Origin of the sequence: Pararhizobium sp. LjRoot255 (genome assembly GCF_964252905.1) — a bacterium.
In the GTDB taxonomy this organism is placed as follows: Bacteria; Pseudomonadota; Alphaproteobacteria; order Rhizobiales; family Rhizobiaceae; genus Pararhizobium.
The window spans coordinates 2,073,920-2,088,823 of the sequence record NZ_CAXUPQ020000001.1 but is presented as its reverse complement, the minus strand read 5'-3'; the positions used below and the strand labels follow the sequence as shown (position 1 = coordinate 2,088,823).

Here is a 14,904-nt window from a genome sequence, read left to right as displayed (position 1 = left end):
GAAAAACAACCGGTGAACTCCCGCCGTTCGCTCGCCCGGCACATGACCGCCGTCTCGATCCTCGCGCTTGCCCTCGTCGTCGGCGTTGGCGGATGGGCGGCAACGACCGAACTGTCGAGCGCAATCGTGGCTTCCGGCACCGTCGTGGTCGAGAACAACGTCAAGAAAATCCAGCACCTGACCGGCGGCATCGTCGGCGACGTATTGGTGAAGGAAGGCGATAGCGTCAAGGCCGGGCAGCCCCTGATCAAGCTCGATGGCACGACCGTTCGCGCCAACCTGTCGATCGTGCAGAACACCCTCGCGCAGCTTTATGCCCGCCGCGCCCGCCTGCTGGCCGAACAGACCGGAGCCGAGGAATTCACCATCCCGGAAGACCTGAACGCGCTCACATCAGGCTCGAGCACGCCTGCCGCGCTTCTCGAAAAAAGCGAGCGCAAGCTCTTCATCAGCCGCAAGAACGCGCTTGTCGGCATGAAAAGCCAGCTCGCATCGCGCAAGGGCCAGCTGGCCGATGAAACCAAGGGGCTGACGGTTCAGCTGGTTGCCATCGAGGATGCGCTGAAGCTGATCAGTGAGGAACTGTCGGGTCTCGACAAGCTCTATGGCCAGGGCCTGGTCTCCATGCAGCGGCTGACCGAGCTCAAGCGCAACCGCGCCCAGCTTGAAGGCGACCGCGGTGCGCGCATCGCCTCCCGGGCGCAGGCCGCCGGGAAATCCAGTGAAATAGACCTGCAGATCCTGCAGCTCGACGAGGATCGCCATACCGAAAACGCCAAGGAATTGACCGACGTCGAGGGCAAGATCGCCGAATATGAAGATCGCCGCATTGCCGCGCACGACCAGCTCAAGCGGCTCGACATCACCTCGCCGCTGGACGGGCGGATCTACCAGCTCGCCGTGCACACGGTGAACGGCGTCATCAATCCCGGTGAGGTGTTGATGCTCGTCGTGCCTGGCGCAGACGGTCTGACAGTCGAGGCCAAGATCGCGACGCACGACATTGACCAGATACGCTTGGGGCAGCCGGTTGAAATCCGCTTCAGCGCCTTCAACCAGCGTACCACGCCGATCGTCAATGCGGAGGTCGTGACCATCGCGCCGGACGTTGTCACCGACCAGCGCACCGGCGCCACCTATTACCCGCTGCGCATCAAGCCCAAGGCGGACAGCCTCGCCAAGCTGAAGGGATTGTCGCTCTACCCCGGCATGCCGTCGGAGGTCTTCATCAAGATCGCCGACCGCACCGTGATATCCTACCTCGCAAAACCGCTGACCGAACAGCTGCAACACACGTTCCGCGAGGAATAGACTGCCCGGCAACACGCGCAGCGCAGTATCGCGCGTGTTGCCGGAAAGCGCCGGTGGGAAAACTCCTTGCTGCACTGCAAAAATAGCGTGGCCGCCTGCGGCGCAGCCGGTGTAAGACCGTACTCATGACTTCCAAGCGCACCGGCTACATCTTCGTCCTGCTGGCGATCTCGATTTTCTCGATCCAGGACGCGCTTTCCAAGCATCTGGGCGGCCTCTACCCACCCGTCCTGATCACCATGATCCGCTACTGGGCCTTTGCCGCTTTTGCGATCGCGATGGCATCCCGGACGCAGGGCGGTCTTTCGGCTGCCGCGAAAACGAAGCGGCCGATCCTGCAGATTCTACGTGGCGTCCTGCTTGCTTTCCAGATCGTCATCGTCATCTTTTCCTTTGCCACGGTCGGCCTTGCGCATTCGCAGGCGATCTTCTCCTCCGGGCCGCTTTTCGTCGCCCTTCTCTCCATGCCGCTGCTCGGCGAGCGTGTCGGCTGGCGGCGTTGGACCGCGATCATCATCGGCTTGCTGGGTGTTCTGCTGATCCTGAAACCAGGTAGCGGCAGCTTCGATCTCAAGCTTCTCATCCCGATCTCGTCATCGCTGATCTTTGCAATCTATGTGATCTCGACGCGGCTGGTCAGCCGCGACGATACCGCGATGACCAGCTTCTTTTATACGGGCGTCGCCGGCGCCGTGGCGATCACTGCCATAGGTCCGTTCTATTGGACGACACTTGCACCACTGGACTGGATCTGGATGCTGATGCTTTGCATCACCGGAACGACCAGCCACTTTTTCCTGATCAAGGCCTATGAACTGCTCGATGCCGCCGAGGTCCAGCCGCTCACCTATCTTCAGCTTGTCTTCGCCTCGATCATCGGCGTCGTCATTTTTGGTGAAACGATAGGCCCGAATTTGATTGCCGGGTCGGCCATCGTCGTCTGTGCAGGGATTTTCACAGTCTGGCGCGAAAGCGTCGTTTCCCGGCGGAAGGCCAGATCGCCGCAGCCGCCGCCCTCTCAGACGTTGAGTTGAACCTCGGGATTGGCCGGCAGCGCCCATTCGATGGGCTCGCGCCCATTCACGACGAGGAAATCGTTGGCCTTGGAAAAGGGCTTGCTGCCGAAGAACCCGTTATGGGCCGACAATGGCGACGGGTGCGGCGAGCGGATCACAAGATGGCGCGACCTATCGACGAAGGCGGCCTTCTTCTGTGCATAGGATCCCCACAGGATGAAGACGACCGGATGAGGCTGCTCGTTGATCGCCCGGATGATCGCATCGGTGAACCGTTCCCAACCCTTGCCCTGATGGGACGCCGCCATCGCGCGCTCGACCGTTAAAACGCTGTTGAGCAACAACACGCCCTGGCGCGCCCAGCTTTCGAGAAAACCATGGCGGGCGGGGGCAATGCCGAGGTCGCTCTCAAGTTCCTTGTAGACATTCACCAGCGATGGCGGCAACCGCACACCGGGTTTGACGCTGAAGGAAAGCCCATGTGCCTGCCCGTCGCCATGGTAGGGATCCTGCCCGAGAATGACGACCCGCACCGTCTCGAGCGGCGTCAGGTCCAGGGCACGGAAGTACTCCGGTCCCTTGGGGAAAATCTGTTTGCCGTTGCGTTGTTCCTCAAGGAGGAATGCCTTCAGCTCGGCCATGTAGGGGCTGGAGAATTCCGGCGCCAAGACCGCTTTCCAGCTTTTCTCGAGCGTCACATTCGATTCCATTGCGTTTTCCGGCCTCTCCATTCCCGCCCATCGGACGCCGCCGAATGTAACGCCGGATTGGTCCATGGCAAGCGTGAACGTGGCGGGACGGCGAATGAATTTCAATATATTTGTTGAAACATAACGCTGGTCATTCGCTTCTTGCGGTTATATCTAAAGAAATATCTCGACCATTGGGGAACCGCATGCGCAGAGAACGCCGAGCCTTGCTGAAATTTGTCGGGGCTGCTGCCGCCACTCTCTGGCTGAGCGGAATGCCGTTTGCCCAGCCCGCCGCCGCCGCCGAAAACGTGACAGTCTTTGCCGCGGCCAGCCTGAAGAACGCGCTCGATGCGGTTAACGCCGCATGGCAAAAGGAAGCCGGCAAGGAAACGACCGTTTCCTATGCGGCAAGCTCGGCGCTCGCCAAGCAGATCGAAGCCGGCGCGCCGGCCGATGTCTTCATCTCCGCCGATCTGGCCTGGATGGACTACGTCGCCGAAAAGAAGCTGATCAAGGACGACACCCGCGCCAATCTGCTCGGCAACCAGATCGTGCTGGTGGCAGGCAGCAAGGATACGGCACCCGTCGATATCAAGCAGGGTTTCGACCTGAAGGTCCTGCTGGGCGACGAGAAACTTGCGATGGGCGCCGTCGATTCCGTTCCGGCCGGCAAATACGGCAAGGCCGCGCTGGAAAAGCTCGGCGTCTGGTCTTCCGTCGAAAAGAACGTGGCCGGTGCCGAAAACGTTCGCGCGGCGCTTCTCCTGGTGTCCAAGGGCGAAGCGCCCTATGGCATCGTCTACAAGACGGACGCCGCCGCCGACAAGGGCGTGGCGATCGTCGGCACCTTCCCGGAAGACAGCCATCCGCCGATCGTCTACCCGATCGCACTCACGGCAGAGAGCAGCAATCCGGACGCCGCCGCCTATCTGGATTTCGTCAAATCGGCAAAGGCCGCAGCGCTTTTTGAGGCGCAGGGCTTTACCATCCTGAAATAAGCATAGGAGGCGCTCTATTCGTCAGAGGATGGAGCGCCTATCGTCTGACCGTCGAGGACGGGAGCACGGCATTTGGACTGGCTGGTTTTGAGCGATGCGGAGTGGATGGCGATCCTTCTCAGCCTGCGCGTATCGTCTGTCGCCATGCTTGCCAGCCTGCCCTTCGCGCTCGGCATTGCCTTGATCCTGGCGCGCGGCCGCTTCTGGGGAAAAGCCGTCCTCAATGGCATAGTTCACCTTCCTCTGGTCATGCCGCCGGTCGTCACCGGCTTTCTCCTGCTGATCCTGTTTGGCAAACGCGGGCCGATCGGTGCCTTTCTCGCCGAATACACCGGCCTCGTCTTTTCCTTCCGCTGGACGGGGGCAGCACTTGCCTGCGCCATCATGGCCTTTCCGCTGATGGTGCGCAGCATCCGGCTGTCGATCGAGGCGGTCGACCGCAGGCTCGAGCAGGCGGCGGCCACACTGGGCGCCGGGCCTGTCTGGGTTTTCCTGACAGTCACGCTCCCCCTCGTCCTGCCCGGCATCATCGCCGGCATGATTCTCGCTTTTGCCAAGGCGATGGGTGAATTCGGCGCGACGATCACCTTCGTCTCCAATATTCCCGGCGAAACCCAGACGCTTTCCTCGGCGATCTATACCTTCACCCAGGTGCCCGGCGGCGATGCAGGCGCGCTTCGCCTGACCGTCATTTCCATCGTCATATCCATGGCAGCGTTGATGGTCTCGGAGGTCCTGGCAAATCTCGCGGTGAAGAAGATGGACGCCGCATGAGCCTCCAGGTCGCTATCCGCCATCGTCTCGGCGCGTTTTCGATCACGGCGGCATTCTCTGCGGACAAGGGTGTCACCGCCCTCTTCGGCCGCTCCGGATCGGGCAAGACGTCGCTGGTCAACATCATTGCCGGGTTGCTGCGCCCCGACGACGGGCGGCTTGCATTCAACGGCGATGTTCTCGTCGATAGCGAGGCCCATGTTTTCGTGCCGCCGCACAAACGCCGCTTCGGTTATGTCTTTCAGGAGGCTCGGCTTTTTCCGCACCTGAGCGTCCGGCGCAATCTCGGCTACGGCCGCTGGTTCGCGCGGTACGCCGGTGAAGGACCGGACTTTGACAAGATTGTCGATCTGCTCGGCATCGGAGCGCTTCTCAACCGCGCGCCGGCCAATCTTTCAGGGGGAGAAAAACAGCGCGTCGCTATCGGCCGGGCGTTGCTCTCAAGCCCGCGCCTGCTTTTGATGGACGAGCCCCTGGCCGCGCTCGACGAGGAGCGGAAAGCGGAGATTCTGCCTTATCTGGAGCGATTGCGGGATGAAACGGCAATTCCGATTGTCTATGTCAGCCACTCCGTCGCCGAAGTCGCGCGGCTGGCCAACAGGGTCATCGTGCTCGAAAACGGCCGGATCAGCGCATCCGGAGATGCGGCGACGGTTTTGAGCGCGCCATCCTCGGCTATCAGCCGCCGCGAGGCGGGCGCGCTGATCGAAGGTGTCGTTGAAACCAGCGATGTTTCGCACCAGATCACGATCGTTCGCTCTGGCACCGTGCTGATTCAAGTGCCGCACCTGGAGGCGCCAGTCGGGAAGGCGGTGCGTCTTCACATCGCGGCCCGCGATGTCATGCTGGCCACCAGCCGGCCGGAAGGCTTAAGCGCGCTCAACATCCTTCCGGGCGCGATCGTCGGGATCGGCGAGGCGGTACAGGGCATGGTGGATGTGCGTCTCGATTGCGGCGGAGTGACGATCATTTCCCGGATAACCACGCTTTCGCGCGACGTGCTCGGTCTGCAGGCCGGCAAGCCGGTTCATGCCGTCATCAAGAGTGTCGCGCTGGATCTGTGACCGGCACGCCGGCCGGCATCGCATGGGGATTGCGATTGCTCTCCAGCCAGGCCAGTTCTCCCGAAAGCGCCGCCTCCGTCTTTTCCTCCATCGCCCGGAAGCGGCGGACCAGTTCTTCTCCGAAAGGCGTGACGACCGCGCCGCCGCCCTGCTTTCCGCCGCGCTGCGACAAGACCGCCTCCTGCTTGAACATGCTATTGAGTGCGCTCACCAGCAGCCAGGCCCGCCGATAGGACATGTCCATGGCGCGGCCCGCCGCCGAAATCGAGCCTGTCTCGCGAATATGTTCCAGCAGCGCAATCTTGCCCCGGCCCAGCCGCTCTGCATGCGGAAAATCGATCCTCAGGACGGGTTTGAGGCCGGTGTTTTCTTTTGCTGTCATGCGATTGCTGCACGCCTTCTCTCGATCGGCAGAGACTATAACGCGCGTCTGTCGATGTATAGCGGCCGCAACATTGGCCTGCTACAGCGCCGCGCGTCTTATCAGACGCGCAAAGGTCGCTGTAGCACTTTGAATTGCTGCATAATTTTATCCTTAGATCGAATAGGACCTAAGGAATTATGCAGTAAGCAGCGTGCAACTACAGGCTCATGCCGCCATCGATGACGTGCACCTGACCCGTCGTATAGTTGGAAACATCGCTGCCGAGATAAACGGCAAGCGCCGCAATCTCCTCCGGTTGGCCGATGCGGCCCATCGGCTGGCGGGCGATGAAGGCAGCGCGGGCTTCCTCGTAATTGCCCTGCGCCTTCATCCGCTCCTCGAGCGATGGCGATTGGACCGTGCCCGGCGCGATCGCGTTGCAGCGGATGCCCTGCTTGATGTAATCGAGGGCGATCGACTTGGTGAGGCCGACAACGGCCGCCTTGCTGGCGGAATAGACGAAACGGTTCGGCACACCCATGGGTACACCCGCAACCGACGACATGTTGATGATCGAGCCGCCGCCGTTCTCGATCATGGCCGGCAGGAAGGCGCGGATCAGCCGGAACATCGACTTGACGTTGAGATCGAAGGCGAAATCATAGTCCCGCTCGCTGGCCTCGAGGATCGTTCCGGCATGCACCGTCCCGGCGCAGTTGAACAGCACGTCGATGGTTCCGGTTTCTGCGGCAAAGGCCGAGATCGCGTCGGCATTCATGACATCGAGTTTCGCGACTTTCATGCCAAGGGCGGAAAGTTCGGCGAGTTTTTCCTCATTGAGGTCCGTAGCCGTGACAATCGCCCCTTCGCGCTGGAACGCCTCGGCTGCGGCGCGGCCAATGCCCTGTGCTGCTGCCGTGATCACGGCGCGTTTGCCGGCCAGAAGTCCACCCATCTCATTCCTCCCTTGTCGCGGCTACGACCCGCATCCGATTGCCGACAGGGAATATCGCCGGGTCCCCGCTTGTCAAGGGCAGGAAACGTATTTTTATATAGAAAAAACCAAATGCAGCTCTGGCTACACCCTCAATCCTGTTTCGTCATCGAAGATGTGCACATCCGCCGGGCGGATGGACACATCGATGACGTCCCCGGCCCTGACCGGCCTGCGGGTTGTGTCGACGACCGTCACTTCGGTTGCCGTCGACGTGGTGATGTAGGTCGCCGAACCGGTGGTCTCGACGATCCCGACCGGAAGGCGGAAGACGCCTTGTCCCGGCTCGACGAAATGCAGGTGCTCCGGCCGCAGTCCTGCGGTCACCTTGCGGCCCGGCTGGAGCTGGCGATCAAGCGGAATGGTCTGCTTTTCGCCGATATCGACCTCCAGCGAGCGGCCATCCTCGCCGACCGTCGCAGGTACGAAATTCATGGCCGGCGAACCGATGAAGCCGGCGACGAACCTGTTGGCCGGCCGGTCGTAAAGCTCCAGCGGCGCGCCCTGCTGTTCGATCACGCCATCCTTCATCACCACCACATGATCGGCCATCGTCATCGCCTCGATCTGGTCGTGCGTGACATAGACCGACGTCGCGTGCAGCCGGTCGTGCAGGGTGCGAATTTCCTTGCGCATATGGACGCGCAGCGCCGCATCGAGATTGGACAGCGGCTCGTCGAACAGGAAGGCCTTGGGATGGCGGATGATGGCGCGGCTCATGGCGACGCGCTGGCGCTGGCCGCCGGAGAGTTCGCGCGGATAGCGTCCGAGAAGATGCGAAAGCCCGGTCGTGGCCGCGACCTCCTCTGCCGCCTTCTTGGCCTCGGCCCTGGCGACCCCGCGAATGCGCAGGCTGTAGGTGAGGTTCTGCTCGACCGTCATGTGCGGGTAGAGCGCGTAGGACTGGAACACCATGGCGATGTCGCGCTTGCGCGGCGGCACCTTGTTCATCAATTCGCCGGCGATCTTCAAGTCGCCCGTCGAAATGCTCTCAAGCCCGGCCAGCGAACGCAGCAGCGTGGACTTGCCGCAGCCGGAGGGGCCGACGAGCGCGACGAAGCTGCCCTTCTCGATGCTGAGGTCGATATCCTTCAGCGCGTGGAAGGCACCGTAATATTTGTTGACGCCCGAGAGTTCGATCTGCTTGGTCATTTGATGGCTCCCGAGGTAAGGCCGGAGACGATGCGCCGCTGCAGCAGCACGAAGATGGCGAGAATGGGGGTCACGTAAATCGTGGCGTAGGCCATGATGTTGTTCCATTCATTGGTGTTCGGCCCCATGAAGGAGTTGAGGCCGACGCTGGCGGGCTGAAGTTCGATGGCCTGGATGATCGACTTCGAATAGACGAACTCGCCGAAGGCCTGCATGAAGATCAGGATGGCGCTGATCAGGATGCCGTTGCGGGCAAGCGGCAGCACGATATGAAAGAAGGCGCCGACCCGTGAATTGCCGTCGACCAGCGCCGCTTCCTCCAGTTCCATCGGCACGGCCATGAAAGTGGCCCGCACGAGCACGACGAAGAACGGCATGCTTTTCGCGGCAATCGCGATGATCACGGCAAGACGAGGATAGTCCAGCATGCCGAGTTGCGAAAAGCCGACGAAGATCGGCGTGATCATCAAGGAGGCCGGCAGGACCTGCAGCATGAGGATCAGGAACAGGCCGATATCGACCCAGGCATTGCGGTAACGCGCCAGCACATAGGCGCAACCGACGCCGAGCACGGTGATCAGCACCACGGCTCCGGAGGCGATGACCAGCGAGTTCCAGATATAGCGCCCCATGCCCCGGCTTTCCCAGACATAGGCATAGGTGCTCCACTGCGGCACGGACGGCCAGAATGTCGGCGGCGTGGCGAACATCTCGGAACCGCTTTTAAGCGCGGTGATGTACATCCAGTAGAGCGGAAAGAGGTAGATCGCCGCCATGATGAGGGCGATTACGAACATCAGGCGGTCGCGGGCAGTGTCGCTCATCCGCGCACCTCGTGACGTGTCGAGCGGACATAGACGACCGAGGCGATCATGACGAAGATGATCATCAGGACCGAAATCGTCGCCCCCTTGGCAAAGTCGTACTGTCGGAAGGACTGCTCCCAGGCCCAGTATTGCGCCACGTTGGACGAGTTGTTCGGCCCGCCGGAGGTGATTGCGGCAAAGAGGTCGAACTGCTGCAGCGTGAAGATCAGGCCAAGCGAGATGATGGCGCCGATAGTGGAGCGCATCATCGGCAAGGTGATCGTCCAGAAGCGCTGCCAGGCATTGGCGCCATCGAGTTCGGCGGCCTCGTAGAGATCGGCGGGGATACCCGCGAGGCCGACCGAGAGGAGGATCATGTTGAAGGCGGTGCCGAGCCAGATATTGGCGATGATAACGGCATAGAGCGAATAGTTCGGATCCGAGCGCCAGAAGATATTGCCGGAGATGACACCGCCTTCCCTCAAGATGAAGTTGAGGACACCGAAATCCCCCGACAGGATCCAGTTCCAGATGGCGCCGACGACGAGACCCGGCATGACCCAGGAGACGAGGAAAAGGCCGCGCAGCCAGGAGGCGCCGGGAAAATTGACCCAGAAGAACAGCGCGAGCCCGAAGCCGAGGAGAAACTGTCCGGCGATCGAGCCGGTGACAAAGATCGCCGTATTGGCAAGGATCGGTAGCGTTTCGGGCTGGGCGAAAAGGTCACGATAGTTCTTCAAGCCGACAAAGGGGCGCAACAGCGTGCCGAGGCTGAACATGTCGACCTCCTGAAAGCTCATCAGGACGTTGTACAGCAGCGGCAATCCTGCCATCAGAAACAGAAAACCGAGCGGGAAGGCGACCAGCACGATATCGAAACCGCGGCCATCCCTGACACTGGAAAGGAGCCTCTTCATCGGGCCTCCGAGGTCCCGAACGGGGCTGCCAAACGCTTGAGCAGATGACAACCCCTCCCGGGAGGAAATGCTGGATGGCGCGTCAGCCATCCGGTTTGATTTCTTCTCCCCAACGGGAAGAAGGCGCCCCGTAGGGCTGGATGAGGGAGAGTGCGACATAAGGCTGTCCTCGCTTGTGCTCGGGGCAGTCGCGTCGCCGACGCTCACATCCCCTCATCATCTCGCTTTTCTCGGCTCTTCTCCCCGCCGGGGAGAAGAGCAGCAAGATCCGTTTCATCGCCCGTCAGATCAGCCCAGGACAGCCTTGATCTTTTCGGCCGCCTGATCAAGCGCCTCCTTGGGTGTCGCCTGACCGGTCAGGGCCGCCTGGATGGCATCCTGGATCGCCTTGGAGATCTTCGGCCATTCCGGATGCGGGCCGCGCGGCTTTGCGTATTTCAGCTGCTCGAGGAAGACCTTGAGGGCTGCGTCCTTGAGCGGCTGGCCGGTTTCGGGGATCGAGATGTCTGAACGGGCCGGAAGCTGGCCGTAGTTCTTGAACATCTTGTCGTCCTGCGACGCGAAATATTCGAGCGCCTTGAAGGCTTCGGCCGGATGCTTGGACGACGCGAAGATAGCCCAGTTGAAGTCGCCCATGGCGGAGGAGCGTTCGGCGCCTTCCTTCGGCACCGGAAGCAGCGTCACACCCCAATCGAACTTCGCCTCCTGTGTCATGCGGTCGAGTTCCCACGGGCCGGAGATCGCCATGGCGGCATTGCCGGAATTGAAGGTACCGGTCGAATCCCACTGACCACGCGTCAGCGTATCGGGCGAAGCGAGCTTTTCATCGATGATCGTCTTCCAGATTTCGAGCGCTTTTACCGCGCCCTCGGTATTGATGTTCTCATAGCTGCCGCCACCCATCTGCGCCCAGGGCAGGAACTGGAAGGTACCCTCCTCGTTGGCCTTGGCCGAGAAGGCGAGACCGTAGACGTTGGCGGCGGGATCGGTCAGCTTGCGCGCCGCCTCCACCAGTTGGTCCCACGTCTGCGGCGGCTTGTTGGGGTCAAGCCCCTTCGCCTTGAACATGTCCTTGTTGTAGTAGAGGGCGATCGTGTTGGTCGCCTTCGGCACGCCGTAATATTTGCCGTCCCACTCGACCGATTTCAGCGGCCCGGGGAAATAGTTTTCCGGCTTGATCACCGTCGATGTCGAGATCATGTCGGTGAGATCGAGGAAGGCGCCGCGCGACGAAAACAGCGCATGTTCCGGATTGTCGATGGCGATGATGTCCGGCGCTTGGCCCGTCGAATAGGCGCGCATGGCCTCGCTGACGACATCATCGAACTGGATTTGCCGGTACTCTATCTGAATGCCGTTGTTGAGCTTGTTGAACTCGGCCACCAGATTTGGCGCCGGCTGAATGTCACGGTCGAGCGACCAGACGGTAAGCTTCACATCCTCCGCCTTGGCGGACAGGCCATACAGCGACACGCCTGCAAGCGCCAGCGCACCGATGACTGCATATTTGCGGATACCCATAGTTTCCTCCTGTTGGTTATCCTTGTCGGCCGTCATCCTCCATGCCGGCCTTCTTCAGTCCATTTCAGTCCATTCAGACCTGCCTGACCGGTCAGGCCGGCCTGATCAATCAGGCGGGATCGACGACGAAGTCGCCGCCCCGGCAAGCCTTCAGATAGTTGAGACCATGCACCTGGCCGGTCATTTCCAGCTGATCGCGATAGACCGGATCGTGCCAGCCTTCGATGTCGATGGAGCCGGACCAGCCGGCAAGCCGGAGCTCGGAAATGACGTCGGTCCAGTTGGTGTCGCCGAAGCCCGGCGTGCGCATGAAGACGAACTTTTCCTTGCCGAAAATGCCGTGTTCACGGATGACGTCCCAGCGGATCGTCGCGTCCTTGCCGTGCACATGGAAAATCTTGTGCGCCCATTTGCGGATCTGCGGGATGGGCTCGATCAGATAGACCATCTGGTGGCAGGGCTCCCATTCAAGGCCGATATGATCATCCGGCGTTTCGTTGAACATAAGCTCCCAGGCATCCGGATTGTGGGCGATGTTCCAATCGCCCGTCGCCCAGTTGCCGTCCATGGCGCAATTCTCGAAGGCGATCTTGATGCCCCTGTCGGCGGCGCGCCGGGCAAGTTCGCTCCAGATTTCCTTGTAGCGCGGCAGGCTATCGGTCAGCGGTGCGTTGCGAATTCTCCCTGTAAAGCCGGCGACGCAGGTGGCGCCGAAATGATGCGCGTTGTCGATGCAGTCCTTCCAGCCCTGCAGCGTGTCGCGATCGATATCGGTCGTCTCCAGCGGATTGCCGAACATGCCGAGTGTCGAGATGGTGATGTCGCGATCGCCAATCGCCTCGACGCAACGCCTGCCGAGTTCGGCGAGATCCTGACCGTTGGTCGTCTGCCAGAAGAAGGGCTCGAAGCTCTCGAAACCCATACCGGCGATCTCACTGATGCGATCGGCGGCCTTGCCGCCGGATGCGCTGATCATCGTGCCGATGCGGATGGCTTTTGCCGGATTACTCATGAAATCGTCCTGTTCATAGGGTCACGCGCTGCCGGGTGCGGGCGCTTTCGATCGCCGCAAACACCATGGCAAGGCTGTTGATATTGTCATTGCTCTCGGTTTCAGGCCGCCGGCCGGTTCTGATGGCGGTGAGAAAATCGGCGATGACGCTGGCATGGCCATGGGTCTCCGCCTCGTTTTCGGGCTCAGGCACCGGAATGGCATCGACCGGCCGCAGGAAGCCTTCCGTTCCCGCCACCCTGGTCGCCTGAAAATCCTCGGCGCCGTCCCAGAGCAGCGTGCCCTGCGTGCCGATGATCCGCCATTGGCTTTCCCAGCTGGTATTGGCGCCTTCGGCGCACCAGGAGCCGCGATAGGTAAAGGTCACGTCATCCTTGAATTCGAAGATCGCATTGGCCGCGGCACCATGCGCATACCACGAGCCGCGCGGGTTGCTTTCATGGCAATAGACCGCAACCGGCACCTTGTCGGCGACAAAGCGGGCCGCGTCGAACGTGTGGATCGCCATGTCGAGCAAAAGCACATTGTCCATCTCTTCGCGAAAACCGCCGAAATGCGCACCGATGAAGAAATCACAATGAATGGCCGTGAGTTCGCCGAGCCCGCCACTTTCGACAAGCCGGCGAATGCGGCGAATGCCCGATATGAAGCGCCGGTTCTGGACGATGGCATGGACTTTTCCGGCGGCGGCGGCCTGGGCGATCATCGACCGCCCCTCCTCGATCGAGGACGCCATCGGCTTCTCGCTCAGCACGTGGCATCCATGCGCCAGAGCCGTTGCGACGACATCGTGACGGGCAGACGGAATAACTACGTCGAAAACCACGTCGGCCGCGGTTTCTGCCAGTACGGTCCCGAGGTCGCGACCGACAACGGCATCGACCAGACCGAACTCGTCGGCAAGCGCCTTTGCCGCCATCGGGTTGACATCGACGAGGCCGACGACATCAACAGCCGCTCTGATTTCAGGGGTATCCGCGATCGCTTTCAGCCAGCCTCTGGCCATAGCTCCGCATCCGCACAAAACTGCACGCAAAATGGGATTCTCCTCCACAAAGTCTACGGTTTTCGCTCCTTTTCGATCACCGTAAACGTTTACGGTACTATGAACAAATTTTGAAACGTGTCAATAGATGGACATCGGGCATCCGAAATCGCTCGTTGAAAGCGGCTGGAATGACGGGCATACGCAGGCTTGCACAACATCTCGACATTTCGATCGGAACCGTCTCGCGGGCGTTGAACGGGCGGCCGGACGTGAATGAGGAGACGCGCAAAAGAGTGCTCGAGGCCGCAGCCGAACTCGGCTACGTGCCCAACCAGTCCGGCCGCAGCCTGCGGCAGGGCACGACCAACATCATCGGCTTCATGATGCAGACCGGAGCCGAGATCACCGGTCAGGGCGACACCTTCTTCATGAACGTCTTCGATGGCGTGCAGACCGTCTTTGCCCGCCACCATCTCGATCTCGTCGCGCTCCTTTGTTCGTCTCAGGAGGACCCGGACGACTATCTCCGGCGCGTCGTCGCCCGCGGATTCGCCGACGGGCTCATCCTCTCGGCAACCCAACGGCACGATCCGCGCCTGGAGTTCCTTGCCAAGCGCAAGATCCCCTTTGCCACGCTCGGGCGCAGCCTCACCGACGTCGGTCAGCCTTGGCTCGACCTTGATTTCGAAGGCATGGCACAGACTGCGATCGACAGGCTCGTTGCCAGGGGCCACCGGCGGATCGCCGTGACAAGGCCGCATGATGACGTCAACCTCGGTTATATCTTCGTCGATCAGGCCGCCAGCACGCTTGCAGCCCACGGCCTTTCCCTTGACCCCGATCTTATCTTCCGCTCGACACCCAACGAGGCGGGCGGGTACCAGATCGCACACGACCTTTTGTCGAAGAAGGACCGGCCAACGGCAATACTCCTGGTCAACGAGACCATTGCGATCGGATTTTACCGGGGATTGAGCGAAGCCGGACTGAAGCCGGGGCGCGATATCGCCGTGATTGGCCGCCACAACCCCCAGACGCATTTCCTGTCGCCAAGCCTTACCGGCTTCGAACTCTCCCGGCGCGATCTCGGCATCGCGCTCGCGGAAGCGCTGCTGGCAACAATGCCCCCGTTCAGCCATTTTTACCCGAATGCGGAACTGCGGAAGGTCTGGCGGGAAGAGCTGATTGAAGGCGAAAGCGACGCCTTCATGTTGCCCCATGGTTGATCGGCACCGAAGCCGCAGCAACGGGTCATTCTTCGCGACTTGAACACTGGCAGTATCCCGTGCAAATCA

15 protein-coding genes are annotated in these 14,904 nt (G+C 61.1%); 6 read left to right on the top strand and 9 right to left on the bottom strand.

Going from position 1 to position 14,904, the window contains the following annotated elements; genetic code table 11:
- The first annotated feature begins 42 nt into the window (after nt 1–42).
- A complete protein-coding gene (locus tag ACSQ2W_RS10130) occupies nt 43–1,311 on the top strand; it encodes an HlyD family type I secretion periplasmic adaptor subunit (RefSeq protein ID WP_436087742.1) in 1,269 nt (422 codons plus the stop codon).
- A 125-nt stretch (nt 1,312–1,436) separates the two neighbouring features.
- Nucleotides 1,437–2,345, top strand: a complete 909-nt coding sequence (locus ACSQ2W_RS10125; protein WP_436086127.1) for a DMT family transporter — start codon at nt 1,437–1,439, stop codon at nt 2,343–2,345.
- On the opposite strand, the gene ung is transcribed toward ACSQ2W_RS10125, so the two are convergent.
- Nucleotides 2,330–3,037, bottom strand: a complete 708-nt coding sequence (gene ung, locus ACSQ2W_RS10120; protein WP_436086126.1) for a uracil-DNA glycosylase — start codon at nt 3,035–3,037, stop codon at nt 2,330–2,332. The two genes, ACSQ2W_RS10125 and ung, sit on opposite strands and share 16 nt — an antisense overlap.
- Before the next feature lie 185 nt (nt 3,038–3,222).
- Here ung and modA point away from each other — a divergent pair, with 185 nt between their 5' ends.
- The 3 genes from modA to modC all read left to right on the top strand — a co-directional run bounded on the left by modA (nt 3,223) and on the right by modC (nt 5,855).
- Complete coding sequence (modA, locus tag ACSQ2W_RS10115) at nt 3,223–4,017, top strand: molybdate ABC transporter substrate-binding protein (protein WP_436086125.1); 795 nt, start codon at nt 3,223–3,225, stop codon at nt 4,015–4,017.
- Between the two features lie 72 nt (nt 4,018–4,089).
- On the top strand, nt 4,090–4,791 hold the full coding sequence (modB, locus tag ACSQ2W_RS10110; protein WP_436086124.1) for a molybdate ABC transporter permease subunit: 702 nt from the start codon (nt 4,090–4,092) through the stop codon (nt 4,789–4,791).
- Nucleotides 4,788–5,855, top strand: a complete 1,068-nt coding sequence (gene modC / locus ACSQ2W_RS10105; protein ID WP_436086123.1) for a molybdenum ABC transporter ATP-binding protein — start codon at nt 4,788–4,790, stop codon at nt 5,853–5,855. Before modB ends, modC begins: the two co-directional genes overlap by 4 nt.
- Here the strand turns inward: modC and ACSQ2W_RS10100 are convergent.
- From ACSQ2W_RS10100 to ACSQ2W_RS10065, 8 genes are all read right to left on the bottom strand, one after another.
- Entirely contained in the window at nt 5,830–6,237 is a 408-nt protein-coding gene (locus ACSQ2W_RS10100; RefSeq protein WP_436086122.1) for a winged helix-turn-helix domain-containing protein, read from the bottom strand. The two genes, modC and ACSQ2W_RS10100, sit on opposite strands and share 26 nt — an antisense overlap.
- Before the next feature lie 199 nt (nt 6,238–6,436).
- The gene (locus ACSQ2W_RS10095) at nt 6,437–7,174 is read right to left on the bottom strand and encodes an SDR family oxidoreductase (RefSeq protein WP_436086121.1); all 738 of its coding nucleotides are present in this window, start codon (nt 7,172–7,174) and stop codon (nt 6,437–6,439) included.
- Between the two features lie 123 nt (nt 7,175–7,297).
- Nucleotides 7,298–8,365, bottom strand: a complete 1,068-nt coding sequence (locus tag ACSQ2W_RS10090) for an ABC transporter ATP-binding protein (protein WP_436086120.1) — start codon at nt 8,363–8,365, stop codon at nt 7,298–7,300.
- Nucleotides 8,362–9,189, bottom strand: coding sequence for a carbohydrate ABC transporter permease (locus tag ACSQ2W_RS10085; RefSeq protein WP_436086119.1), 828 nt, complete (start codon nt 9,187–9,189; stop codon nt 8,362–8,364). Before ACSQ2W_RS10085 ends, ACSQ2W_RS10090 begins: the two co-directional genes overlap by 4 nt.
- Nucleotides 9,186–10,088 carry a carbohydrate ABC transporter permease gene (locus ACSQ2W_RS10080; RefSeq protein ID WP_436086118.1) on the bottom strand — a complete coding sequence of 301 codons (903 nt, stop codon included), beginning with the start codon at nt 10,086–10,088 and terminating at the stop codon, nt 9,186–9,188. Before ACSQ2W_RS10080 ends, ACSQ2W_RS10085 begins: the two co-directional genes overlap by 4 nt.
- Nucleotides 10,089–10,376: 288 nt before the next feature.
- Nucleotides 10,377–11,609: an ABC transporter substrate-binding protein gene (locus ACSQ2W_RS10075; protein WP_436086117.1), complete on the bottom strand. Its 1,233-nt coding sequence runs from the start codon at nt 11,607–11,609 to the stop codon at nt 10,377–10,379.
- 109 nt (nt 11,610–11,718) lie between these two features.
- Nucleotides 11,719–12,621 (bottom strand): sugar phosphate isomerase/epimerase family protein, encoded by a 903-nt coding sequence (locus tag ACSQ2W_RS10070; RefSeq protein WP_436086116.1) that lies wholly within the window; start codon nt 12,619–12,621, stop codon nt 11,719–11,721.
- A gap of 13 nt (nt 12,622–12,634) precedes the next feature.
- Nucleotides 12,635–13,660: a Gfo/Idh/MocA family protein gene (locus tag ACSQ2W_RS10065; protein ID WP_436087741.1), complete on the bottom strand. Its 1,026-nt coding sequence runs from the start codon at nt 13,658–13,660 to the stop codon at nt 12,635–12,637.
- Between the two features lie 137 nt (nt 13,661–13,797).
- Between ACSQ2W_RS10065 and ACSQ2W_RS10060 the strand changes: the two genes are divergently transcribed.
- Nucleotides 13,798–14,835, top strand: a complete 1,038-nt coding sequence (locus ACSQ2W_RS10060) for a LacI family DNA-binding transcriptional regulator (RefSeq protein ID WP_436086115.1) — start codon at nt 13,798–13,800, stop codon at nt 14,833–14,835.
- The last annotated feature ends 69 nt before the right edge of the window (nt 14,836–14,904 follow it).